Origin of the sequence: Nonomuraea solani (assembly GCF_900108335.1) — a bacterium.
Taxonomy (GTDB): Bacteria; Actinomycetota; Actinomycetes; order Streptosporangiales; family Streptosporangiaceae; genus Nonomuraea; species Nonomuraea solani.
Genome location: NZ_FNVT01000009.1, coordinates 135,157 through 157,351, shown reverse-complemented (window position 1 = coordinate 157,351; position 22,195 = coordinate 135,157). Strand labels below are relative to the sequence as shown.

The window sequence follows — 22,195 nt, the reverse complement described above, 5'->3', positions numbered from 1 at the left end:
CGACACGATGCTCAAGGCTCGTGACACGATGACCTGCCAGATCAGGGATGTGCTCGACCGCGTCGGCGACAAGTGGACGCTGGCGGTCGTCAACGAGCTCGGCGGCGGCCCGCGGCGCTTCACCGAGCTCAAGCGGGGCGTCCCCGGGATCAGCCAGCGCATGCTGACCGTCGCGCTGCGCGTACTCGAACGCGACGGGCTCGTCGGCCGGACGGTCCACCCGGTGGTGCCGCCCCGGGTGGACTACGAGCTGACCGCGCTCGGGCGCGCCCTGCTGGAGAGGGTGTGGGGGCTGATCGACTGGACGGTGGAGAACCACCACGAGATCGAGAAGGCCCGCGGCCGGTACGACTCGCTGAACCGCTAGGGCCGGGGCCGCCAGCCGAGCTCGGGGCCGAGCCTGGTGGCGATGTCGGTGAGAATCTGCACATAGTCGTCGTGCTCGAACGTGAACGGCAGCGCGAACGCGACCTCGTCGACCTCCCGGAAGGCGGCATGGGCGTGAAGCCGTTCGGCGATCTCGGCGGAGTCGCCGACGAGATCGGGCGCGAACATCATCCGCGCCGGCCCCTGGGGCGTGGCGGTCCTGGGCGTGCGCTTGCCGGCGTACTCCTTGTACCTGGCGCGCTGTTCGGACGAGGCTGTGTCGGTGGGGATGACGACGAGGCCCTGGGAGACCCGGGCGCGGTCGCCGTCGGGGTGGTGCGCCCGGAACTCCCGTATGTGGGAGAGCTGGATCTCGGCGAAATCCTCGGACTTCTCCGCCTTCACCACACTGCTGGTCAGGAAGTTCATGGCGTTCTCGCCCGCCCACCGGGCCGAGCGCAGGCTGCCGCCGCCGTACCACATCCGGCCACCGAGGCCGGGGGAGTGGGGCTGGACCCGGTCGGAGAAGACCTCGAAGCCCTCGACCCCGCTGAAGTCGGTGGCCGGCTCGCCGCGGACGAAGCTCAGCAGCCGCCGCACACGTTCGTAGCCGAAGTCCTCGACGTCGCCGGTGTCAGGGTAGAGCGCGTCCTTGACCTGGTCGTAGTGCATCGGCGGGCCGACGCTGACGCCCGGGTTGAGCCGGCCTCCGGACAGGACGTCCACCGTCGCCAGGTCCTCGGCCAGCCGCAGCGGATTCTCCCAGCCCACGGGGATGACCGCGGTGCCCAGCTCGATGCGGCTGGTCCGCTGCGAGGCCGCCGCCAGGACGGCGACCGGGGAGGAGATGCCGTACTGCAGATGGCGGTGCCGCACCCACGCGCTGTCGAAGCCCAGCCGCTCGCCCAGCTCGATGACGCCGAGCGTCGACTCGTGGCCGCGCCCGGGATCGGCCTCGTCGAACAGCCCGATCGTCAGGAAACCCAGCTTGCGCAGCGCCATGTGCGTTACTCCTTCGGGTGGCGTCCGGTTCGCAGGACGATATCGCCGATCTCGGGCAGCACGGCGTCCGCCACGGTGCTCTTCCGCTGGGCCGCACGAAATTCCTATCAAATCTATAGGAAAACCATGAATTCGGGCGGAAGATGTGCCATAGTCCCGGCCATGAGCTTGGACGAGATCCGCCCGAAGAGCGCTCGTGCCGCCTCTCCGCTGACCGCCGCCGTCTCGACGGCGCGCTGGATCAGGTCCGCCGGGGTCGACGGCGAGCGCGGCCGCCACTGGGTGGCCAACCCCGACCCGCACGGCCGATCGGCGGTCGGGCCGCAGCCTCGATCCCTGTATTCGGGTGCGGCCGGCATCGTGCTGTTCTTCCTGGAGCTGGCCGTCGCCACCGGGCAGGAGGCGTACCTGGAGGACGCGCGGGGCGGGGCCGAGTGGCTCGCGGCCACCTGGCGGCGGGACGACGATCTGTCGCTCTACCACGGGCTGACGGGCACGATGATCGCGCTGATGGAGGCCGGGTGGATCCTCGGCGACGACCGGTTCACCGCCGAGGCGGCGGCCATCGCCGAGTCGATCGTCGCCGGCGGGCGCACCGGCGCGGACGGTTTCGGCTGGACGCACGACCCGACGCAGCGCGGCGACGGCGGCATCATCCTGGGGCTGCTGCGAGCCGCCGCCCAGTTCGGGATGCCCGCCTACGAGGCGGCGGCGGTGCGGGCGGGCCTGCGCATCGCTCGGCTGCCCGTTCCCGGCCACCGTCTCGGCGACGTCGACGGCGCGCCGCCGGACGCGGTCACCCCCGGCTTCCTGGCCGGCGCCGCCGGCACGTCGTCGCTGCTCGCCCGCCTGTACGGAGTGACCGGCGACGAGCGTTTCCTGCGTGCCGCGCGCAGCGGCGCCGGCTTCGTCCGCGAGGTCAGCATGGTCGGCGGCGAAGGGGCGATGGTCCCGCATCACGTGCCGCAGGCGCGCGAGCTGCACTACGCCGGCTTCTGCTCGGGCGCGGCCGGGGTGGCCAGGATGTTCTACGAGCTGTACCGGGTGACGGGCGATCCCGCCGACCTGGACTGGATGGAACGGCTGGCGCACGGCGTGGCCGACACCGCCGCCCCGCCGCGCAGGACGGACGGCTACTGGAACGTGGCCTGCCAGTGTTGCGGCACGGCCGGCCTGGTGGAGCTGTTCGTCGGGTTGTGGGCGGTCACCGGGAAGGCCTCCTGCCTGGAGTTCGCCCGTACGCTCGCCGTGGACCTGGTCGCCCGCGCCACCGACCACGAGGGGCGCGGCTACCGCTGGTACCAGGCGTACCGGCGGCTGCGGCCCGGGGAGGTGAGCGCGGACACCGGCTACATGGTCGGCGCGGCGGGCATCGGCGCGGCCCTGCTCCACCTGGACGCGGCCGGGCAGCCGGACCGGCCGCGCCGGGTGCTGCTCCTGCCCGACAACCCCTTCCCCGCGATCCCCGTCCCACCGGCCCGTGTCAGCCGGTGGTGAAGCCTCTCGAAGAGGTGAGATGGTCGCAGCCGCCCTGGACGCGGCCGAGGTGCTGCCGAACGGCGAGCGCATCGTAGGGCACCGGCTCGACGTCGTCGGCCTGGAGGGCCACCCGGCTCATGGGCAGTGGCCCAACCCGACCCGGCCGAGTGGATGGGGATCGAGACCGTCCCCCTGCGGCTCAGCCGTAGTGCGGCGGGTTGAGCGGCTGCTGGTGGTGCACCTGCTGTACCGGGAATCTCCGGGTCACTCGCCACCCAAGGAACGACACGGGGATGGCGACGAGCAGCCACAACCCGAGCGTGAACAGGCAGAGCCACGAGTGGATGAATATCCACAGCAGCACGTGAACGACCGCCGCGACCGGGTTGAACTCCTTCACCGTTGCGTACTGGATCGGCCCGTAGTACGGCCCCGTCGGCATCGGGACGTATGGCCGGCTGTACGGCTGCGGCTGGTAGCCGTACGGCTGCGGAAGCTGCGGGCCTGACTGCCCGTACTGCTGGTACGGGTCCTGCGGCTGGTGCGGATAGCCCATCTGTGTGCTCCTGACGGTGGGGCGGCCGCGAGTTGGGACGTTCCAGGCCCGCTCCTGGTTCACGAACATCGCGTGTCCACATCCGGACACCTGCCGGCAAGGGAGCGATGTGGCCGATGCGGCGGTGCACGCCTGGGAGTTGGCCAAATACGGCATGGTCATTCATGCGGTGGAAGAACCGGATGAGTTCGGCGGGCGTGATCACGGCGGCCGACGTGTCTCTTGGCGTTCGAGCGGGACGTTCATGCCACCGCACCCGCGTGACGGCTCACCGGCCACCCGGAAGTGGTGGGTGCCATCCCGCGCCTGCTCTGAGCCACCAGACGACCGGCAGCGCGCCGGCCAGCACCACGGCCGCCACGACCCGGTATCCGGCGGCCAGGCCGCCGGTGGTCATGACCGTGCCCATGACGGCGACGCCGATCGCGCTGCCGAGCTCGCGGGTGGCGCTGTTGAGCCCGGAGCCGAGGCCGGCGCGCTCGCGTGGCAGCGCGGCCATGATCTCGTGTGAGAGCACCGGCAGGCACAACCCCACGGCGGACCCTATGACGACGAGCCCGGCGGCGTACAGGGGGTAGGGCATGGCCGCGTCCGCGAACGACATCAGGACGAGCCCGCCCACGACCCCCGCCAGCCCGGCGGTGACGGCGGGACGCACCGGCAGGCGGCCGGACAGCCGCGACGCCACGATCATGGGGATCACGAGCGGCAGGATGGCCACCCCGGCCAGCAGTGGCGAGAACCCCTTGACCTCCTGCAGGAAGCGGGCGTTGACGAAGAACAGCGCGAACAGCCCGAAGAAGGCCACCGCCACGCCCAGCGTCCCGGCCCGCAGCCGGGCCACCGCGAACAGCCGGGGGTCGAGCAGCGGCGCCGGCGAGCGGAGCTGGTGGCCGACGAAGACCGCGAACAGCACGGCCGCCAGCACGAATGACGTCAGCACCAGCGTGCTTCCCCACCCGACCTCGGGCCCTTCGATGATGCCGGTGAGCAGCGCCAGCGACGCGGCCGTGAGCAGCGCCGTACCGGCCGGGTCCAGACCGGCGGGGTGGCGCGGCGCGCGGGGCACCATGACGGCCACCAGCACCGCGAGCACGGCGGCCAGTAGCACCGGCACCCCGAAGAGCGCCCGCCACGGCAGATACTGCATGACGAGCCCGCCCCCCACGTTGCCGACCACGCCGGCGGCCCCGGTGGCGGCCGTCCAGGCGGCGACGGCCCTGCCGCGCTCGGCGGGCGGGTAGGCGCCGACGGTCAGGGCCAGCGAGGCAGCGCTGGACCGTGGCGCGGCTCGCCGCCGAGGTCGGGCTGTCCCGGGCCGCCTTCGCCCGCCGCTTCGCCACCCTGGCGGGCGAGCCGCCGCTGGCGTACCTGACCCGCTGGCGCATGATCACCGCCGCGATCCTCCTGAAGGAAGGCACCGAACCGCTGTCGGTCATCGCCGGCCGCGTCGGCTATGAGTCGGAGTTCGCGTTCGCCCGCACCTTCAGCCGCGCCCACGGCCGACCTCCCGGCCGTTACCGAGCCCAGACCCGTCTCCGATCTTGAGCCCGGCGCCGATCGCACCGTCGTGTCGTAGACGTCCGTCATCGCACGACAGCCCCGGACCTGCGCGGTTTGACGGCACTTGCTTCGAGTTCGAAGCAATGTGACGAACGTCACACGGTGGAGCGGTATTGCTTTGAACTCGAAGCAAGTTACTGTCAGCATGCTTCGAATTCGAAGCGCATGAGCTGAAGGAGACAGACGATGAAGGCGGTCAGGTTCCACCGCTACGGCGACAGCGACGTCCTGGTCCACGAGGAGGTTGCCCGCCCGGTGCCGGCGGCGGGGCAGGTGCTGGTGAAGGTGGCCGGCACCTCGTTCAACCCGGTCGACGTCGCGATCCGCGCCGGCCATCTCCAGGAGGTGTTCCCGCTGACCCTGCCGCACGTGCCGGGCATCGACGTGGCCGGGACCGTCGCCGGCCTCGGCGACGGCGTGACCGGCTGGTCGGCGGGAGACACGGTCGTGGCCTTCCTGCCGATGACCGCCGACGGCGCGGCCGCCGGCTACGTCGCCGTCCCCGCCGAGATCCTGGCCGCCGCGCCCAGGACCGTGGATCTGGCCGACGCCGCCGCGCTGCCCGCGACCGGCCTGACGGCCTGGCAGGCGCTGTTCGAGCACGCCGGCCTGCGGGCCGGGCAGAGCGTCCTGGTCAACGGGGCGGGCGGCGCGGTCGGTGGGTACGCCGTGCAACTCGCCGCACGGGCCGGGGCCGTCGTCACCGCCACCGCCAGTGCCCGCAGCGCCGATCGGGTACGCGGTCACGGCGCCGGCGAGATCATCGACTACACCGCCGCGCCCGTCACCGAGGCGGCCGGCCGGCGGTTCGACGTCGTCCTCAACCTGGTGGCCACCACGCCGGATGAGACCGCGGCGCTGGCCGGCCTCGTGGCCGACGGCGGGGTGTTCGTCAGCACCACCACCCCCGCGCCGGACGACACCGGCCGGGCCGTGCGGACCGTGCGGGTGTTCGCCCGCAGCGACGCCGCCCAATTGGCCGGGCTCGTCGCCCGCGTCGACGCCGGTGACCTGAAGATCGACGTCGCCGCCCGCCGCCCCCTGGCCGACCTGGCCGCCGTACACGACGAGGCCGTCACCGGCCGCCTGGCCGGCAAGACCGTCCTCATCCCCGCCTGACCCCCTCACAAGGAGACTCATCATGTCCTTCACCCTGGACCCCCAGGTCGCCGAAGCCCTTGCCCCGATCGTCGCCGCGATGGCCGGCAGCACACCGCCGCCGGTCGGCGACGTCGCCGCCCGCCGGGTCGCGGTGGAAGGGCTCATCGGCCACGCCGACACCGCCCGGCCGACCCCGGACGACGTCAAGACCACCGACCACCACCTGACCACCGCCGACGGCGCGACGATCCTGTTGCGCTGGTACACCAAGCTCGGCGCCGAGCCGGGCCCGGCGGCCGTCTTCTTCCACGGCGGCGGCATGATCCTCGGAAACGTCGGCCTGTTCGACGGGACGGTCTCCCGCTACGTGTCGGCGAGCGGCACCCCGATCCTGTCGGTCGACTACCGGCGCGCCCCCGAACACCCCCACCCGACCCCGGTCGAGGACGCCTACGCCGGTCTGGTCTGGCTGCACGAACACGCCGCCGAGCTTGGCGTCGACCCCGCCCGCATCGGCGTGTTCGGCGACAGCGCCGGCGGTGGCCTGGCCGCCGCCGTGTCGATCCTGGCCCGCGACCGCAACGGCCCGGCCATCGCCAAGCAGATCCTCGTCATGCCGATGCTCGACGACCGCACCCTCACCCCCGACCCGGAGATCGCGCCGTTCGTCCTGTGGTCGTGGGACGACAACGCGACCGGCTGGCAGGCGCTCCTGGGCGAGGCCGCTGGCGGCCCCGACACGCCCGCCTACGCCGCGCCCGCCCGCGTCGCCGACCCCTCGGGCCTGCCGCCGGCCTACATCGAAGTCGGCCAGCTCGACATCTTCCGCGACGAGGACCTCACCTACGCCCTGCGCCTCGGCCAGGCCGGCGTCCCGGTCGAGTTCCACCTCCATCCGGGCGTTCCGCACGAGTTCGACGGCCTCGCCTTCACCACCGACATCGCCCGCCGCGTCATCGCCGACCGCGTCCGCGCCCTCGCCTCCCTGTGAGCCTTACGAAGGGAATGTCCATGATCACCGGCCGTTTCACCCCGGACGGCCAGAGGGTCCTGCCCATCATGTCCGACCTCATCCCGGCCTGAACCGGAGCCCGCCACGGGCTTCGGTACCCCTGGCGGGCATCGCGCCGGCGTTCACCAGCACCGTCATCGAAGGCGGGGCGGCGCCGACCGATCGGACGGGTCGGGGGCCTGCGGTGAGGCGGTTCGACGTGCTCTGGCGGATGTGGACCGATGGCACATGTGGGCGAACGATCCGCCACCGGCCCAGCCGCTCCAGTCCACTGCCGGCCACACCCTCGACGCGCCGCCTTTGATACCAGGGAAATGAAGTCGGTCATGAGATCGCGGAAGCGGGTGCGGGCGTGCTGTGGATCACGCTGATGCCGTCGCTTCTGGCGGTGGCCGGGCGCACCGAGGCGGCCCAGCCCAAGCCGAGGGCAGCGGCGACCGTTGATTGCGACCGGATCGCAGGCGGACGTTCTACGAGAGCAATCCCACGTACCCGGATCCCGTGGACGATGACGCGGCCTGGTCGCCGGCCCCGCAGGAGGAGTGGGGTTAGGTCATCACTCCGGAGGGTCGCACGTACCTCGCCATGCTGCGCGCCGAGTGGAGCGGCCTGGTCGACGGGATGCGACAGCTCCTCGACACCCTTGGTGAGGTGCGGGAATGAGCAACGAGCCAGAGATCATCGACGACTACGCCGAGCGGGTCGGGCGCCATCTGCTGGGTCCGGCCCGGGACAAGGCGAGGGCGGAGCTCGGCGCGCACCTGTCCGACGCGGCCGAGGCGGGCGAGCTGGACCAGGCCCTGGGCAGGCTCGGCACCCCGAGAGAGGCGGCGGCCACCTTCGCCGACTTACGATCCGCGCCGCTCGCCCCCATCGGAGCGCGGCTGGCCGCGGTCGTGATCGACAACCTGCCGCTCGTCGGCGTCACGCTCGCGCTGCTGGTGCGGGGCATCGTCCGGATCGCCGACCTGGGCAGCGGCTTCGCGCTGGCGTTCCCGCCCTTCCTGTACGTCAAGATCGGTGACGGGTGCGTGAGCGTGGGCCCGTCCATGCTCTGCGAATCCGGCGTCTACGACTACGCCGGGCTCCTCTACACCGTGGGCGTGCCGCTCGCCCTGCTCTGGTCGATCGTCGGCCTGGGGCTGATGGAGGCCTGGACCGGCACGACCCCGGGTAAACGCCTGCTGAAGTTGTGCGTCGTGACCGAGGCCGGGCTGCGCGTCCACCCGGCCGGCGGCATCGGACGACGGCTCAGCCTGGTGCTGGGACCGGCCGCCTGGCTGGACTGGCTGCCGCTGCTGTGGGGGGATCGGCACCGGGTGCTCGACCACCTGACGGGGACCAAGGTCGTGCGTACGGCGCGCTGACGCGTAGTGGATCGCGGCGATTCGCGGCTCGCGTGACCGATACCCTGGGTGACTTTGGTAAGCGCAAAGTGGTTGAACCTCTGGTGTGGGGTTACGCCCGGCCCAGCAGGTCGAGGTCGAGCGCCATGCAGCGAATGCCGCCGCCCGCCTTGAGAAACTCCTCCACCGGTGAGATCAGGACCGTGAACCCCCAGTCCTCCAGCGCCGTCCTGATCCGCGGCGGGCAGGCGGGCATGACGACGGTGCGCCCGACCACCACGGAGTTGGCGCTGAAGGTGAGCGCCTCGTCGACGCTGATGACCAAAGGCTCCGGCACCAGCTTCTCCACGGCCCGCCGGCCTTCCACGTCCCAGACGTCCGGCGCGTAGAGCGCCCGCCGGTCGTCGAGCGGGCAGAAGGACATGTCGAGGTGGTAGAAGCGCGGGTCGGCGATCGGCACCGTCACCACCTCGACGCCGAGGGCGCGGGACAGGTGCTCCGCCGCCGCGGGCGAGGTGCGCGGGCCGGTGCCGCACAGGAGCACCTCGCCGAACCGGATCACGTCCCCGCCCTCCAGGTAGAGGGCGGGGTCGTCCGGCCACGGGATCTCGGCGAACCCGTGCTCCAGCAGCCAGGCCGCGCCGTGCTCGGCCTCCGTGCCGCGTTCCTGATGCCGGAAGCGGGCCCGTACGAAACTCCTGTCGGTCACGACGCCCACGTCGGTGGGGAAGACCATGTCCGACAGCCCGGGCAGCGAGGGGGAATGGTGCACCGTCGCGCCGGCCGAGCGCAGCCCGGCCACCAGCGCGTTCCACTCCAGCCAGCTCTTGTCCCGGTCAGGACGGCGTCCGGTGGCCATCCAGGGGTTGATCTCGAACGTGACGTCGAAGTGGTCGGGGCTGCACAGGAAAAAGCTCTTGGGCGGGTGCGCCGGGCCGGGCATCAGAAGAGCACCCGCGAGTCGGCGCCGGCGCGGATGCCGCGTGACCGGCGAAGGTCCCGGGTGACGATGCTCTTCTTCAACCAGCGGTCGGCGCCGTCGTAGGAAGCGTGGAACGGCCGCCGCCCGTGCACCGCCCGGAAGTTGTCGATGAACAGGATCTCCCCGGCGTTCACCACGATGTCCTCCAGGCACTCGTTGAGCTGCTCGGTCGCCAGCTCCAGCGCGACCGCCGCCTGCTCGTCGCCCGGCACCGCCGACATGAAGTACGGGTCGATGCGCAGGTACGGCCGATCGGGCCCGCCGAACAGGATCGCCGTGGGGCGCGGCGCGTGGCCGATCTGCAGGACGGTCGAGTGGGGCGAGGCCACGTCCTGGCGCGCGTGGCGCAGGTGCTCGTCGTCGGGCCGGATCAGGAAACGTGGCTCGGAGAGCGTGCGCAGGACGTCCTCCGGCAGATTCAGGGTGGCGACGCTGGCGTAGGTGGTGGGCACCTTGCCGTTGTTGCGCAGCCCCATCAGGCCCAGGTAGTCGCACCGGTAGGGGTGGAAGCCGTCCTCGGTGTGCCATTCGAGCAGGTTGGCGCTTCCATGGCCGCTCTGCTGGTGCTCCTCGCCGCGGATGGGGATGACGTTGTGGACGAGCCTGCCGTCCTGCAACGTCGACCAGCCGAACGGCTCGCCCAGGATCGAGGCCACGAGCAGGAAGAAGAACTCCTCGCGCCTGGTGGAGCCGGGGTCGGCCTGCTTCGACCAGTGCGGCGGCGTCGGCCCGATGGCGGAGTCGTCGACCTGGAACCCCCGCACGACCAGGGCCCCCGCGGGCTCGTTCAGCCGGAACGAGCGCAGGAAGCGGGTCAGCCCGGCCGGCAGCCCGGCGGCGACATCCGGGGCGTCCAGCAGGAACTCCGGCGACTCCGGGTGGGAGTAGCGGCTGATCGTGGACGACAAGAGGTCCTCGATCCGCTCCTGCTCCGCCGGCCGCAGGTCGTAGTAAAGGGTGTCGGTGGCGCGCGAAACGGTGTCCATGGAAGGCCCTTCCAGATTCTGATGGTGTCCGGTCTCAGACGGCCGGGATGGGGGGCACGGATGCCCGGGAGTCGATCCACGCGGCCAGTTCGGCCGGCGTGGGCGCTTCGAACAGCGCCCGGATGCTCACCTCGGTGCCGAGGGCCGTGGACAGGCGATTGACCAGCCGGGTGGCGAGCAGCGAGTGGCCGCCCAGGTCGAAGAAGTTGTCTCGCACGCCGACCTCGGTGGCGCCGAGCACCTCGGTGAACAGCTCGCAGACCTGGGCCTCGCGGCCGGTGGCCGGCGAATCCCCGCCGGAGCCGGACACCGCCGGCTCCGGCAGCCGGGCCCGGTCGATCTTGCCGTTGGCGGTGACCGGGAGCGAGTCCAGGACGACGAAGGCGGAGGGGATGACCGCGGCCGGTACCGACGCGGCGAGATGGCGGCGCAGCGCCGCGGGCGCCGGCGGATCACCGGCGGCGACCGGCACGACGTAGGCGACCAGGCGATGGCCGCCCGCATCGTCGGAGCGGACGACGGTCGCCGCCCGCGCCACGTCCGGGTGCGCGGCCAGGACGGTGTTCAGCTCGCCGAGCTCGACGCGCACGCCCCGGATCTTGACCTGGTCGTCGGTCCGCCCGGCCAGTTCGATCGTGCCGTCAGGACGCCACCGCCCTCGGTCGCCGCTGCGGTACATCCGGCCGCCCGGCGGGCCGAACCGGTCGGCGACGAAACGCTCGGCGGTCAGGTCCGGGCGGCCCAGGTAACCGTGGGCGAGATTGCCGCCGGCCAGATACAGCTCGCCGGCCACGCCGGCGGGCACCGGCCGCAGCGCCTCGTCGAGGATGTAGATCTTCGTGTTCCAGATGGGCCGCCCGACCGTGGGCGTGGCCGGCCAGTCCTCGACCGCGGCGGGCAGTGCGCCGCCCGTGACGCCGTGCGTCTCCGACGGCCCGTACTCGTTGCGGAGGACGAGCCAGGGACGCGCGGCGTGGAACGCGCGCACCAGCGGGGTGAGCTGGAGCGCCTCGCCGCCCTGGATGACGTGCCGCAGAGCGGGCAGGCCCAGCCCCAGCGTGGTCGCCGCCTCGTAGACGGCGGCCAGCACGGCGTTGGTCGGGTAGAACTCGGTGACGGCCTCCGCCTCCAGCCACCGGGCCAGGCGCACGGGATCCTGGCGGGTGTCCTCGTCGGGAATGCACAGCGTCTTGCCGTTGAGCAGGGCGGTGAGCATCTCCTGCTCGGAGACGTCGAAGCAGACGGCGCTGAACTGGGCCACCCGCGCGCCGGGCCGGTACGGCACCTCCGAGGCGTGCCACAGCAGTTCGTTGAGCATGACGCGGCCGGGCAGCACCACACCCTTCGGACGGCCGGTGGTGCCCGAGGTGTAGATGACGTAGTTCGGCGTCTCCGTGGTCAGGGGCCGCGGCCTGTCCCGGGCCGTGGGATTCGATGTCGCGGCTCCGGCCAGCTCCCGCCTCACCTCGGGGTCGTCCAGCGCCAGGACCTCGACGGGCGGCCGGTGACGCGGCGCGGAGGCGGCCACCACGATCGACGGGGCGCCGTCCTGGAGCATGAAGCGGATCCGCTCCTCCGGGTAGGCCGGGTCGATGGGAAGGTAGGCGGCCCCGCACTTCAGGACGGCGAGGAAGACCTCGACCGAGAGGCTGCCCCGGCCCAGCAGCACCGCGACCCGGTCGCCCGGGCCGGCGCCCCGCGCCAGCAGCAGCCGGGCCAGGCGGTTGGCCCGCTCGTTGAGCCGGGCGAAGGTCAGCTCGCCCGTGAAGCAGCGGATCGCGGTCCGGTCCGGCGTGGCCGCCACCTGGCGTTCGATGAGGCCGGGCAGCGTGACGGCGGGCAGTACGGTGTCCGTCGCGTTCCACCCGCGCAGCACGTCGTCCCGCTCTCCGGGCAGGAAGAGGTCCACCTCGGACAGCCGGCGGCCGGGCTCGGCGGCCCACCGTTCCAGCAGGACCACGAAACGGGCCGCGATCAGCCGGGCGGACTCGGGCAGGTAGAGGTCGGTGGCGTACTCCAGCCTGCCCTGGATGCCGGCGGGCGAGCCGTCGGGTCCGCGCCGCTCGGTGAGCTCGAACAGCAGGTCGAAGAGGGCGGCGCCGGTGAAGACCTCTTCGGTCTCGGCGGTCAGGCCGGGCAGGCGGAAGCCCTCGCCGGGCTTCTCGACGGTCAGCTGGAGCATGACCTGGAACAGCGGGTTGCGTGACAACGACCGTGCCGGGTTGACCTCCTCGACGACGTCTTCGAAGGGCACGTCCTGGTGGTCGAAGGCGTCCAGGTCGGCCTGCCGTACCCGGTGCAGCAGCTCTGTCAGGTCCGGGTCACCCGAGACGTCGGTCCGCAGGACGACGGTGTTGACGAAGAAGCCGATGAGATCGTCCAGCGCCGGATCGGAGCGGCCGACGACCGGAGTGCCGATCGGGACGTCCGCGGGCGCGCCGAGCCTGGTCAGCAACGCCGCGATCGCCGCCTGCAGGATCATGAACACCGTCGTGCCGGTACGCCTGGCCAGCGCCTCCAGGCTCTCGTGCAGCGACGGGCCGATGGCGACGGCCGTCATCTCGCCCCGCCCGCCGGCGACCGCCGGCCGTGGCAGGTCGGCGGCGAGGGAGGGGCTGTCCGGCAGGTCGCGCAGCGTGTGGCGCCAGAAGTCGAGCTGCCGGAGCGCGAGCGGGGTACGGCGGGTGCCCGAGCCGAGGAGCTCCGCCTGCCACAGCGTGTAGTCGGCGTACTGCACCGGCAGCGGCTCCCAGGCGGGGGCGGCGCCCTCCCGCCGCGCGGCATAGGCGTCGTGCAGGTCCCGGGTGAGCGGGAGCATCGACCAGCCGTCGCTGCCGATGTGGTTCATGGTCAGCAGGAGCACGTGCTCGGCGGGGCCGAGACGGAACAGCCGGACCCGCATCGGCAGATCGGCGGCCTGGTCGAAGGGCCGCTCGATGTCCTCGCGGATGGTGGCCGCCAGGTCGCCGGTGTGCTCGACCGGCAGCGGCGGGCGCGCCACCCCGGCCGGCAGCACGGTCTGGTACGGGCGGTCCTCGTACACGGTGAAGACCGTGCGCAGGGCCTCGTGCCTGGCGAAGACGTCGGCCACGGCGGCGCGCAGGGCCGCGTGGTCGAGCGCGCCACGCAGCCGGACGGCGAAGGGCAGCGTGTAGGTGGGTGCGGCGCCGAGCCGGCCGAGGAACCACATCCGCTGCTGGGCCGGTGAGAGCGGGACCCGCTCGGGCCGTACGGCCGGCAGGACGCGCGGGCGGGCGCTCGCGCCCGGTTCCATCAGGGCGGCCAGGGCCGCGGGCGTGGGCGCGTCGAACACCGCCCTGATCGACAGCCCGGCGTTCAGCCGTCCGACCAGGCGGACGGCGAGCAGCGAGTGCCCGCCCAGGGCGAAGAAGTCGTCGAGCGGGCCGACGTCGTCCAGGCCCAGCACGTCGGCGAAGGCGGCACAGACGGCGGCCTCCCGCTGGTCGGCGGGCCGATCACCGGGTGCCCCCGGACGGTCTCGCGGTGGGGCGGGGAGCCGGGCGCGGTCCAGCTTGCCGTTGGCGTTGAGGGGCAGCCGGTCCAGGAGCAGCACGGCGGAGGGCACCATCGCGTCCGGGAGCCTGCCGGCCAGCCAGCCGCGGATCAGCGCGGGCAGGCCCGCGGTCTCCCGTTCCGCCGCCGGGACGACGTAGCCGACAAGCCGCGCGTCGCCCGCCTCACGGTGTACGGCGACGGCGGCGTGCGCGACCGCCGGATGCTCCTCCAGAACGGATCGCACCTCACCCAGCTCGATGCGGACGCCGCGGATCTTCACCTGGTCGTCCACCCGGCCCTCGAAGACCAGCAGCCCCTCCGCCGTGCGCCGGACCAGGTCACCGGTGCGGTACATCCGCTCACCCGGCCGGAAGGGACAGGCGACGAAGCGCTCGGCCGTCAGGTCGGGACGGTTGACGTAGCACCGGGCGAGTCCCGTGCCGGCGAGGTAGAGCTCGCCTCCGGCGCCGTCCGGCACCGGGCGCAGCTCGTCGTCCAGCACGTACGCGTCGAGGCCGGGCAGGGGCCTGCCGATCGGCGGGGCTCCGGCCGCCGCCTCCTCGTCCGACCAGGCGGTGGCGTACACGGTGGCCTCGGTCGGGCCGTAGATGTTCATGATCCGGGCCGCGCCGGTGGCCCGCTTGACCGCGGCGGCGACCCGGGGGGACAGGCCCTCCCCGGCGAAGACCACGGTCTCGGCCCGCGTGCACCGGTGCTCGCGGGCGGTCAACTGGTCGAGCACCGAGGGGACGCCGCTGACCAGGGTGGCGCGCGGCGCGCCGGCCGGTCGGTCGGCGAGCGCGAGCGCGTCCTGGAGGACCTCGACGGTGCCGCCGCAGACCAGCGGGGCGAACAGCTCGAAGACCGAGACGTCGAAGCCGAGCGAGGTGGTGAGCAGGGTACGCGCCAGGCCGTCGGGGCCGAAGCGGGCCGTGGACCAGCGCAGCAGGTTCGTCATGCCGTCGTGGGTGATGGCGACGCCCTTGGGGCGGCCGGTCGAGCCCGAGGTGTAGATGGTGTAGGCGAGGTGCTTGCCGGAGACGCGGTCGGAGCCGGTCAGGTTCGAGCTTTCGAGGGCCGGCGCGGTGGCGGGTTCGCTCGGGTCGAGCAGGGGGATGCCGGCGCGGATGGCCGCCCTCGCGGACGGCCCCATGGCGTCATCGGTGGTCAGGAGGAGGGCTGGGCGGGCGTCGGCGAGGATGTACGCGATCCGTTCGGCGGGATGGCGGTCGTCCAGCGGTAAGTAGCCCGCGCCCGCCTTGAGCACCGCCAGGACCGCGACGACGAGACCGGCGTCGCGTGGCAGTGCGAGCGCGACCAGGCCGTCGGGGCCCACGCCCCGCGCCACCAGGCGGCGGGCCAGGCGGTCGGCGCGGGCGTTCAGATCGGCGTAGGTGAGCGTCACACTGCCCGCGACGACCGCGGCCGCCGACGGGGACACGGCCGCCTGCGCCTCGATCATCGCGGCCGCCGTGACCGCTCCGGCCTGCCGGGTGCCCGGGCTCACGACGCACTGCCCGTCGCGGCGGTCGCGTCCGGAGCTTCGCCGAGTTGCGCGCGCAGGCTGCGCGGTCGCATGTCGGTCCACGTCTCGCGGATGAAACGGAGACACGCCTCACGGTCCGTGGCGCCGTACACCGGGGTCCAGCCCTGCGGGAGGCCGGCGAAATCCGGCCACAACGAGTACTGGTCCTCCTCATTGACCAGGACGACGAACTGACCGCCCGGATCCTCGAACGGGTTCGGCATGACAGTCACATATCCCTTCGCGGCGGATTCAGGTTGGCCTCGAGGTTCGCCAGCATTTGGTGCTCCGCGCGCCGTACCGACTCGGCGGTCCTGGCGGCGTACAGGTCATGGACGCGGACTCCGGGCAGCGCGGCGAGGTCGCCGGGCAGGCCGTCGGCCGCGCAGAGGTCCAGCACGACCGGGCCGGTGCGCGACCGCTGCCACGACCGGAAGTCCTCGCAGGGCGCGGGCAGGCCCAGCGTGGTGATGACGACCAGCGCGCCGGAGGCGATCAGGCGCAGGTCGGCCAGCCGGGCGACGTGCCGGTACGCGGGGGAATGGAAGCTGACATAGTCGGCATTCCTCAACAGGTCGGGCAGGGTGGCCCACTGAGGGCCGTCCGGCGGGCCGTGCCGAGGGGAGGGCGTGTGGAACGCGACGGTCATCCCGAGGGCCGTGGCGACCCGGGCCACCGCCGCCCCGACGTTGCCGTACCCGACGAGCCCGAGCCGCTTGCCGGCCAGTTCCGTACGGGCGGCGCCGCCGTGGCGCGCGTGCCGCAGTAGCTCCCCGACGACGAACTCGACATTGCCGACGTCGCCATAGCCGTGGATCGGCGTCACCGTGATGCCGTGCCGGGCGGTGTGGCGCAGGTCCACGCGATCGGTCGAGGTGGCGCGCAGGCCGAGATAGCGCAGCGCGGGCATCCGGCCCAGGCGGTCGGCGTCGAGGCGGTCCTTCCATCCGGCCAGCAGCGCGTCGGTCCGGGCGACGGACTCGAAGGCGTCCGAGCCGGGAGCCGGCCAGTCGTCCAGCACCAGCAGCGGCCGGTACGTCAGCGGGCGCAGCCGGTCGAGCAGGTGCGGGGAGGGCCAGACGCCGGGGGAGACCGTGATCTGGTGGAAGGCCGGCCGGGTCATGCTCCTCTCACACCCCCTCCGGCCCGAGCCGATGACGGCAGGACGGCCTCGATGAGCCACGGACCCGGCTCGGCCAGCGCCCGGCGCAACTGATCGGCGAGGTCGCCGGCCGATCGGGCGCGGCTGCCCGGCACCCCCATCCCGGCCGCCAGGGCGACGAAGTCGAGCCCGGAGATGTCGCTGATGCCCCGGGTACGGCCCAGGTCGGCGCCCGGAACTCCCTCGACCCGGGCCAGTTCGTCGGCGAGGATCGCGTACGAGGCGTTGGCGAGGATGACCGTGACGACGTTCAGCCCTTCGCGGGCCTGCGTCCACAGGGCCTGCGGGGTGTACATGGCGCTCCCGTCGGCCTGCAGGGTCAGCACCGGGCGGTCCGGGCAGGCGACGGCCGCGCCGACGGCCGCGGGCATGCCCATGCCGATCGACCCGCCGGTGAGACAGAGCCAGTCGTGCGCGGGCGCTCCGGCCGTCGCCGCGACCAGATCCGCGCTGGAGGAGATGGCCTCGTCCACGACCACCGCCTCCTCGGGAAGCAGCGCGCCGATCACCGCCGCGGCCTTGGCGGCGGTCAACTCCCCGGCGGGCAGACCCCCGGCGGGCGGGCGTGGGCGGCTCGCCCCGATGCCGGCCGGTGCCACCAGGTCTGCGAGGTCCTGCAGGGCGGCGGGTGCCATGCCGAGAAGGTGGAGCTCGCAGTCGTCCGCGAACAGCCTGGAAGGCCGGCCGGGATAACCGAAGAACGGGACCGGCGGCCGGGCGCCCGCGAAGACGATGTGCCGATGGCCGTCGAGCCGGGCCGACGCCTCCTCCAGCGGGTACGGCAGGCGCTCGATGTCCGGGAGACCGGGCTCCCGGCGGTGCCGGGCCGGCGACTTCTCCGCCAGCAGCCGGGCCCCGGTGGCACGCGCGATCCTGGCGGCGGCCCGCAGCCCGTCGGGTCGCAGGTTGGCGCCGCCGATGAACAGCAGGCAGCGCGTGTCGTCCCGCAGGATCTTGGCGGCACGCTCCACCGCGTCCGCGTCGGCCCGCTCGGGAGCCGTCGCCGGCACGCCGGCCGGTCGGGCGCCTTCGGACCAGCACACGTCGGAAGGCAGAATGAGGGTGGCCACCCCTCCGGTGCCGGCGGCCGACCCCGCCCGCGCCGCCAGGATCGCCTCGGCGGTGTCCCGGCCGGCGTCGGCGGCGCGCGTCGTACGGCGTACCCATGCGGACATGGGAGCCGCCAGCAGCTCGATGTCGGAATTCAGCGGCGGATCGGCGTCCTTGAGATAGGTCGCGTGGTCGCCGACCAGGGCGACCATCGCGGTCGAGGCCCGCCGGGCGTTGTGCAGGTTGGCCAGGCCGTTGCCGAGGCCGGGGCCGAGGTGCAGGAGAGCCGAGGCGGGCCGCCCGGCCATCCGCCCGTATCCGTCGGCGGCGCCGGTCGCCACGCCCTCGAAGAGGCACAACACGTCGCGCATCGACGGCCTCGCGGTCATCTCCGCGACGAGGTGCATCTCCGACGTGCCCGGATTGGCGAAGCAGACCTCCACCCCGCCGTTGGCGAGCGTGTCCAGGACCGCGCCGGCGCCCCGCATGTCACCGTTGGAGGAGGTCATGCCGCGATCAGGACGCGCTTGAGGTGCCGGGACGGGTCCTCGAAGGCGTTGCGCGAGTGCAGCATCCGCCAGTTGTCCCAGACCACCATGTCCCGCGCCTGGTAGCGGACGGCGATGTGCTGCTCGGCGAACAGGACGTTGCCACGGTCGATGAGCCGCCGGGCCGTCTCGTCGCCCTCGGGGACGGCCAGGTAGTTGGTCGAGAACCGCAGGATCGGCTCGCCCTTGTGCTCCTCCAGGACGGGGTGCTCGGCCGTCGGCGTCACGCCGTGCCTGGCCAGGCCCTCGGTGGAGCCCCAGCGGTAGACGGTGTCGCGCAGGTGCAGGCGCTCGTCCTCGGTGAACTCGGCGAGGATGCGGTCGCCGTCGAACAGGGTCGTCTCCCCGCCCTGGCCGGACGGCGGCGTGACGCACCACAGGGCCAGGTGCCGTGGCGGCAGGCCCTGGAACTCGTACCCCTCGGTGTGGGGGGTCAGCGCGCCGCGGTTCTGCCCGTGGTTGACGTCGTCCATGCCGCGTTCGGGCTTGACGTCACCGACGAGCGTCCCGGTGGAGGTGGGCTGGAACTCGCCCAGCTCTTTGAGGAAGGCGACATGGTCGAAGGACTCGGGGACACCGACGAGGTGCACGTATCCGTTGTTGCCGAGCAGTTGCCGGAAGGCGTACCAGAGGACGCCGGCGGCCAGCGGCTCGCCGTTCATGTCGAGGCAGGACAACACGCTGTCGGGCGACTTCGCCACGGGAATCTCCATTCTTGGACAGGGGTGGGCCGATGGCCGCTCAGCGGCCGAAGACGTCTTCCAGTGAGGCCTCGATGACGGCCGTGAGCTGCGCGAGCTCGTCGTCGGTGATGGCCAGCGGAGGCATGACGACCAGGACGTCGCCGAGTGCGCGCATCCAGACGCCGCGCTCCTGGGCGGCGGCGCAGACCCGGAAGCCCGCGCGCGGCAGGGAGGCCGCCAGCTCGATGCCGGTCATCACGCCCAGCCGGCGCACCTCGCGTACGGCGTGGTGCTTGGCCACGGGTTCGAGCAGCGCGCCGAGAACGGCCCCCTTGTCACGTGCCACGGCGGGCAGGTCGAGCTCCTGCGCCATGGCCAGGTTCTCCAGCGCCGCCGCGCAGGCCAGAGGGTTGGCCGCGTAGGTGTGGCCGTGGAAGAACATCGCGGTCGCGCCGGGCCCGGTGAACGCGTCGGCGACATGGTCGCCGGTGAGCAGGGCGGACATCGGCAGCACGCCGCCGGTGAGCCCTTTGCCGCACAGCATGACGTCCGGGACGATCCCGGCGTGCTGCGTGGCCCACATCTGTCCGGTTCTGGCCACACCCGCGGCGATCTCATCGCAGATGAGCAGAAACCCGTAGCGGTCCGCGAGCTCGCGGCACCCCTGGAGAAAGGCCGGGTGGTACGGCAGCATGCCGCCGGCCGCCTGGACCATCGCCTCCACGATCAGCGCGCAGCAGCGCTCATGACAGCCGGCCAGGACCTTTTCGAGGTCGTCCAGGGCGCGGGCCGCGGCCCGCGCCGGATCGAGGCCGTCGGCGGGCGCCGGCGAGGTGGTCCTGCGCGTGCTCATCAGCAGCGGCCCGTAGGCGGACTGCGACTGCTCCCCGCCCATGATGCTGGAGGCGGCGATCGAGTCGCCGTGGAAGGAATTCTCCAGGTGCAGGATGAGATCCCGGGGCCGGCCGGACCGCACCGAGAACTGGTAGGCCAGCTTGAGAGCGGCGTCCACCATGGACGCGCCGTCGCTGCCGAAGAAGACGCGGGTCAGGCCGCGGGGGTCGCTCTCGCTCGCCGGCGCCAGCTCCACCAGCCGTTCGGCCAGGCGGATCCCCGGTGTGTGCGTCGCGCCGAAGAACGTGGAGTGATCCAGCTCCTCCAGTTGCCGGGAGACGGCGGCCTTGAGCCGTGGCTCTCCGTGCCGGTAGGTGGTGACCCACAACGATCCGCAGGCGTCGAGAAAGCGCCGGCCCGAGACGTCGGTGAGCCAGACCCCCTCGGCCCGCTCGATGACGAGCGGATCGTCAGAAAGCCAATCCTGCTGCCGCGTGTACGGATGCCACACGGCGCGGGCATCACGAAACTGCCAATTCATGGTTTCTTTCATAAAGATCCCCCGTGGACCATTGATCCCGTCCTGTGCATAAGGTGGGAGGCGTAAACACTGCCACGCTTCACACATGCGGGAATTTGCGATCATGTAATCGCACTAGGAGACAAGCTAGCCACTGAATTTGGCATCGTCAATCCTATTATCGGCCGCCGGTGGACCACTATTGTCCGACTCCGGCCAAGTGGTACTTTCGCTGTTGCACGCGGCATCCTCCTGTGGCAGTGTCGGGCGGCAGGAGGCGATGACCTCCGACTTCGGGGATTTTTAGGGGACGGTAAAGGATCAACACAGGGGAGCGGCCGGGGGCCGTACGGGTGATGCCGCTCTAGAAGCCGGGGAAGCTTCTGGGCAGGCCGGCCACGATGAAGATCGGTCCACTGAGTGGACATTCCACGCCTTCTGTCGCACACCGCCATCTGGGTGTGCGCTGACGGAAAGGTGCAGCTCAACCATGCCGTGAGGCTTCACGGAAGCCTCCTTGGCGCTGCCGCGCGGTTTCTGGGAAATCTCGTCTTGAATGGCGAATTCGGCATGCGCAAAATCGGCGAGGCCGACAATGAATGGCGGGCTCTAATGTTAGGTTTCCACCATGTCGGGGTGCAGACGGACGACCTCGACAACTGCCTGAACTGGTATCTGGACTATTTCGAAGCGGACTTCTCCTGGCAGCTCGACCGCTTTTCCGATCTTACGCTCGACCGGCTCCCCGGAATCGTCAAGCTGATCGAGGTGAAGGCCGGAGACGTGCGATTCCACCTGTTCGACCGGTCCGCGCACAACCGCCGGCGGCCACCTGCCGCCGGGTTCCAATTCCAGCACGTCTGCCTGACGGTGGACGCCGCGGACGAGCTGCCGGAATTGCGCCGGCGCTGGTTCGAGCTCTACGAGTCCGGAAAGTATGTTTTCGCTCGCCCGGATCCGCCCAGCGGCATCGTCACCGACGCGGACGGCACGCGGAGCCTCTACGTCCTGGACGTGAACGGGCTGGAGTTCGAGTTCACCTACATTCCGGGTAGCGCCCGTGACTGAGCTGCGGACGATCGAACCCGAGACCTCTGCCCCGCAGCGCGACTGGGACTACGGCGACTTCCCGTACGGGCTCGAACCGCTGGTCATGCCGGCGCTGGGCCAGACCGCCGCTCCCGGCCCGCCGCCGCCCGGCATGCGCGCCCTCTACGACGCCGAGCGGGCCCGGGCCGCACTGGAGTTACCCGCCCAGGCCACGGGGCTCGCCCTGCCGGACACCACCGACGTGCTGTACTGGTTCCGCTGGATCACCGGCCACCAGGTGACCATGCTGCTGTGGCACCTCATGGGCGCGCTCGTGACGGACGCCAAGGAGAACGACGCGGACGACCAGGCGCTGACCGACCTGGAGTCCTACGTCAACGGATACACCGCCATGCTCCAGTACAGCGGCTCGTGCCCGCCGGAGATCTACCAGAGCCTGATCCGCCCGCGGATGTACCTCTGGCACCGCTGCTTCAGCGGCCTGTGGGCGGCCGACTTCGCCCCGCTCCGCCGGCTCCTGCGCGGGCACGGGACACCCTGGACGACCGGGCCCGGTGGCACCCGGCTGGTGAAGGCGGTGGCCGTCAACCGCAGGGCGCACGAGGCCGTCGCCGCCCGGCTGGTCCACGGCGGGCGTTCGCTGCTGCAACAGAGCAGCGTCGACACCTCCGCCCGCCCGACCCCGCGCACCTCGCTCATCTTCGACACCTTCTTCATGACCGCGCGAGCGCCCATCGGCCGCGACGCCGTCGTGGCCCAGCTGCTGCACCGGGTCAGGGCCGTCGCGCTCGACCTGGCGGCCAACGGGTCCGGCGGCCCGTCGACGGCCGGCGACATCATCGGCTCGCTCCAGGAGGTCGTCGACTCCGCCGCCCACCATCTTCAACCCGACCGCTGACGCCCCTCGTACGGAG

At 72.1% G+C, this 22,195-nt stretch carries 20 protein-coding genes; 8 read left to right on the top strand and 12 right to left on the bottom strand.

What is annotated here, in order from left to right; all coding sequences use genetic code 11:
- Positions 1-7: 7 nt before the first annotated feature.
- Positions 8-367, top strand: coding sequence for a winged helix-turn-helix transcriptional regulator (locus C4V41_RS30385; protein ID WP_103959394.1), 360 nt, complete (start codon positions 8-10; stop codon positions 365-367).
- On the opposite strand, the gene C4V41_RS30380 is transcribed toward C4V41_RS30385, so the two are convergent.
- A complete protein-coding gene (locus C4V41_RS30380; protein ID WP_103959393.1) occupies positions 364-1,368 on the bottom strand; it encodes an LLM class flavin-dependent oxidoreductase in 1,005 nt (334 codons plus the stop codon). The two genes, C4V41_RS30385 and C4V41_RS30380, sit on opposite strands and share 4 nt — an antisense overlap.
- A 162-nt stretch (positions 1,369-1,530) precedes the next feature.
- Between C4V41_RS30380 and C4V41_RS30375 the strand changes: the two genes are divergently transcribed.
- Entirely contained in the window at positions 1,531-2,865 is a 1,335-nt protein-coding gene (locus C4V41_RS30375; RefSeq protein ID WP_103959392.1) for a lanthionine synthetase LanC family protein, read from the top strand.
- Here the strand turns inward: C4V41_RS30375 and C4V41_RS65425 are convergent.
- From C4V41_RS65425 to C4V41_RS30365, 3 genes are all read right to left on the bottom strand, one after another.
- The gene (locus C4V41_RS65425) at positions 2,852-2,986 is read right to left on the bottom strand and encodes a hypothetical protein (protein WP_268808690.1); all 135 of its coding nucleotides are present in this window, start codon (positions 2,984-2,986) and stop codon (positions 2,852-2,854) included. The genes C4V41_RS30375 and C4V41_RS65425 overlap by 14 nt on opposite strands.
- Positions 2,987-3,046: 60 nt before the next feature.
- On the bottom strand, positions 3,047-3,472 hold the full coding sequence (locus C4V41_RS30370) for a hypothetical protein (RefSeq protein WP_146103834.1): 426 nt from the start codon (positions 3,470-3,472) through the stop codon (positions 3,047-3,049).
- A gap of 199 nt (positions 3,473-3,671) precedes the next feature.
- On the bottom strand, positions 3,672-4,661 hold the full coding sequence (locus tag C4V41_RS30365; RefSeq protein ID WP_235030481.1) for an MFS transporter: 990 nt from the start codon (positions 4,659-4,661) through the stop codon (positions 3,672-3,674).
- A gap of 23 nt (positions 4,662-4,684) precedes the next feature.
- Between C4V41_RS30365 and C4V41_RS30360 the strand changes: the two genes are divergently transcribed.
- From C4V41_RS30360 to C4V41_RS30345, 4 genes are all read left to right on the top strand, one after another.
- Entirely contained in the window at positions 4,685-4,951 is a 267-nt protein-coding gene (locus tag C4V41_RS30360) for a helix-turn-helix transcriptional regulator (RefSeq protein WP_103959389.1), read from the top strand.
- A gap of 201 nt (positions 4,952-5,152) precedes the next feature.
- Positions 5,153-6,085 carry an NADP-dependent oxidoreductase gene (locus C4V41_RS30355; RefSeq protein ID WP_103959388.1) on the top strand — a complete coding sequence of 311 codons (933 nt, stop codon included), beginning with the start codon at positions 5,153-5,155 and terminating at the stop codon, positions 6,083-6,085.
- 22 nt (positions 6,086-6,107) lie between these two features.
- On the top strand, positions 6,108-7,058 hold the full coding sequence (locus C4V41_RS30350) for an alpha/beta hydrolase (RefSeq protein WP_103959387.1): 951 nt from the start codon (positions 6,108-6,110) through the stop codon (positions 7,056-7,058).
- Positions 7,059-7,738: 680 nt separating this feature from the next.
- Positions 7,739-8,446, top strand: a complete 708-nt coding sequence (locus C4V41_RS30345; protein WP_103959386.1) for an RDD family protein — start codon at positions 7,739-7,741, stop codon at positions 8,444-8,446.
- A gap of 91 nt (positions 8,447-8,537) precedes the next feature.
- Here C4V41_RS30345 and C4V41_RS30340 read toward each other — a convergent pair whose 3' ends face one another.
- Genes C4V41_RS30340 through bioA form a run of 8 tightly spaced genes read right to left on the bottom strand, consistent with a single transcriptional unit; the run spans position 8,538 to position 20,252 of the window.
- Positions 8,538-9,368, bottom strand: coding sequence for a dimethylarginine dimethylaminohydrolase family protein (locus C4V41_RS30340; protein WP_103959385.1), 831 nt, complete (start codon positions 9,366-9,368; stop codon positions 8,538-8,540).
- Positions 9,368-10,393 (bottom strand): guanitoxin biosynthesis L-enduracididine beta-hydroxylase GntD, encoded by a 1,026-nt coding sequence (gntD, locus tag C4V41_RS30335; protein WP_146103833.1) that lies wholly within the window; start codon positions 10,391-10,393, stop codon positions 9,368-9,370. The genes C4V41_RS30340 and gntD overlap by 1 nt, the downstream gene beginning before the upstream one ends.
- Before the next feature lie 34 nt (positions 10,394-10,427).
- Complete coding sequence (locus C4V41_RS30330; protein ID WP_103959384.1) at positions 10,428-15,416, bottom strand: non-ribosomal peptide synthetase; 4,989 nt, start codon at positions 15,414-15,416, stop codon at positions 10,428-10,430.
- On the bottom strand, positions 15,413-15,658 hold the full coding sequence (locus C4V41_RS30325; protein ID WP_103959383.1) for an MbtH family protein: 246 nt from the start codon (positions 15,656-15,658) through the stop codon (positions 15,413-15,415). The genes C4V41_RS30330 and C4V41_RS30325 overlap by 4 nt, the downstream gene beginning before the upstream one ends.
- Before the next feature lie 5 nt (positions 15,659-15,663).
- Positions 15,664-16,557, bottom strand: a complete 894-nt coding sequence (locus tag C4V41_RS30320) for an NAD(P)-dependent oxidoreductase (RefSeq protein ID WP_103959382.1) — start codon at positions 16,555-16,557, stop codon at positions 15,664-15,666.
- Positions 16,554-18,155 (bottom strand): acetolactate synthase large subunit, encoded by a 1,602-nt coding sequence (locus tag C4V41_RS30315; RefSeq protein WP_235030459.1) that lies wholly within the window; start codon positions 18,153-18,155, stop codon positions 16,554-16,556. The genes C4V41_RS30320 and C4V41_RS30315 overlap by 4 nt, the downstream gene beginning before the upstream one ends.
- Positions 18,152-18,895 carry a TauD/TfdA family dioxygenase gene (locus C4V41_RS30310; RefSeq protein ID WP_160150437.1) on the bottom strand — a complete coding sequence of 248 codons (744 nt, stop codon included), beginning with the start codon at positions 18,893-18,895 and terminating at the stop codon, positions 18,152-18,154. The genes C4V41_RS30315 and C4V41_RS30310 overlap by 4 nt, the downstream gene beginning before the upstream one ends.
- 40 nt (positions 18,896-18,935) lie before the next feature.
- Positions 18,936-20,252, bottom strand: coding sequence for an adenosylmethionine--8-amino-7-oxononanoate transaminase (gene bioA / locus C4V41_RS30305; protein WP_160150436.1), 1,317 nt, complete (start codon positions 20,250-20,252; stop codon positions 18,936-18,938).
- A 399-nt stretch (positions 20,253-20,651) separates the two neighbouring features.
- Here bioA and C4V41_RS30300 point away from each other — a divergent pair, with 399 nt between their 5' ends.
- Together C4V41_RS30300 and C4V41_RS30295 are read left to right on the top strand one after the other, a co-directional pair.
- The gene (locus tag C4V41_RS30300; protein WP_235030458.1) at positions 20,652-21,299 is read left to right on the top strand and encodes a VOC family protein; all 648 of its coding nucleotides are present in this window, start codon (positions 20,652-20,654) and stop codon (positions 21,297-21,299) included.
- The gene (locus C4V41_RS30295; protein WP_103959378.1) at positions 21,292-22,179 is read left to right on the top strand and encodes a hypothetical protein; all 888 of its coding nucleotides are present in this window, start codon (positions 21,292-21,294) and stop codon (positions 22,177-22,179) included. The genes C4V41_RS30300 and C4V41_RS30295 overlap by 8 nt, the downstream gene beginning before the upstream one ends.
- The last annotated feature ends 16 nt before the right edge of the window (positions 22,180-22,195 follow it).

What these genes read in the sequence shown, in the direction of transcription:
- C4V41_RS30385 (WP_103959394.1), top strand. Translation starts at nt 8, where the DNA reads ATGCTCAAGGCTCGTGACACGATGACCTGCCAGATCAGGGATGTGCTC.
- C4V41_RS30380 (WP_103959393.1), bottom strand. Translation starts at nt 1,368, where the DNA reads ATGGCGCTGCGCAAGCTGGGTTTCCTGACGATCGGGCTGTTCGACGAG.
- C4V41_RS30375 (WP_103959392.1), top strand. Translation starts at nt 1,531, where the DNA reads ATGAGCTTGGACGAGATCCGCCCGAAGAGCGCTCGTGCCGCCTCTCCG.
- C4V41_RS65425 (WP_268808690.1), bottom strand. Translation starts at nt 2,986, where the DNA reads ATGAGCCGGGTGGCCCTCCAGGCCGACGACGTCGAGCCGGTGCCCTAC.
- C4V41_RS30370 (WP_146103834.1), bottom strand. Translation starts at nt 3,472, where the DNA reads ATGTTCGTGAACCAGGAGCGGGCCTGGAACGTCCCAACTCGCGGCCGC.
- C4V41_RS30355 (WP_103959388.1), top strand. Translation starts at nt 5,153, where the DNA reads ATGAAGGCGGTCAGGTTCCACCGCTACGGCGACAGCGACGTCCTGGTC.
- C4V41_RS30350 (WP_103959387.1), top strand. Translation starts at nt 6,108, where the DNA reads ATGTCCTTCACCCTGGACCCCCAGGTCGCCGAAGCCCTTGCCCCGATC.
- C4V41_RS30345 (WP_103959386.1), top strand. Translation starts at nt 7,739, where the DNA reads ATGAGCAACGAGCCAGAGATCATCGACGACTACGCCGAGCGGGTCGGG.
- C4V41_RS30340 (WP_103959385.1), bottom strand. Translation starts at nt 9,368, where the DNA reads ATGCCCGGCCCGGCGCACCCGCCCAAGAGCTTTTTCCTGTGCAGCCCC.
- gntD (WP_146103833.1), bottom strand. Translation starts at nt 10,393, where the DNA reads ATGGACACCGTTTCGCGCGCCACCGACACCCTTTACTACGACCTGCGG.
- C4V41_RS30325 (WP_103959383.1), bottom strand. Translation starts at nt 15,658, where the DNA reads ATGCCGAACCCGTTCGAGGATCCGGGCGGTCAGTTCGTCGTCCTGGTC.
- C4V41_RS30320 (WP_103959382.1), bottom strand. Translation starts at nt 16,557, where the DNA reads ATGACCCGGCCGGCCTTCCACCAGATCACGGTCTCCCCCGGCGTCTGG.
- C4V41_RS30315 (WP_235030459.1), bottom strand. Translation starts at nt 18,155, where the DNA reads ATGACCTCCTCCAACGGTGACATGCGGGGCGCCGGCGCGGTCCTGGAC.
- bioA (WP_160150436.1), bottom strand. Translation starts at nt 20,252, where the DNA reads ATGAATTGGCAGTTTCGTGATGCCCGCGCCGTGTGGCATCCGTACACG.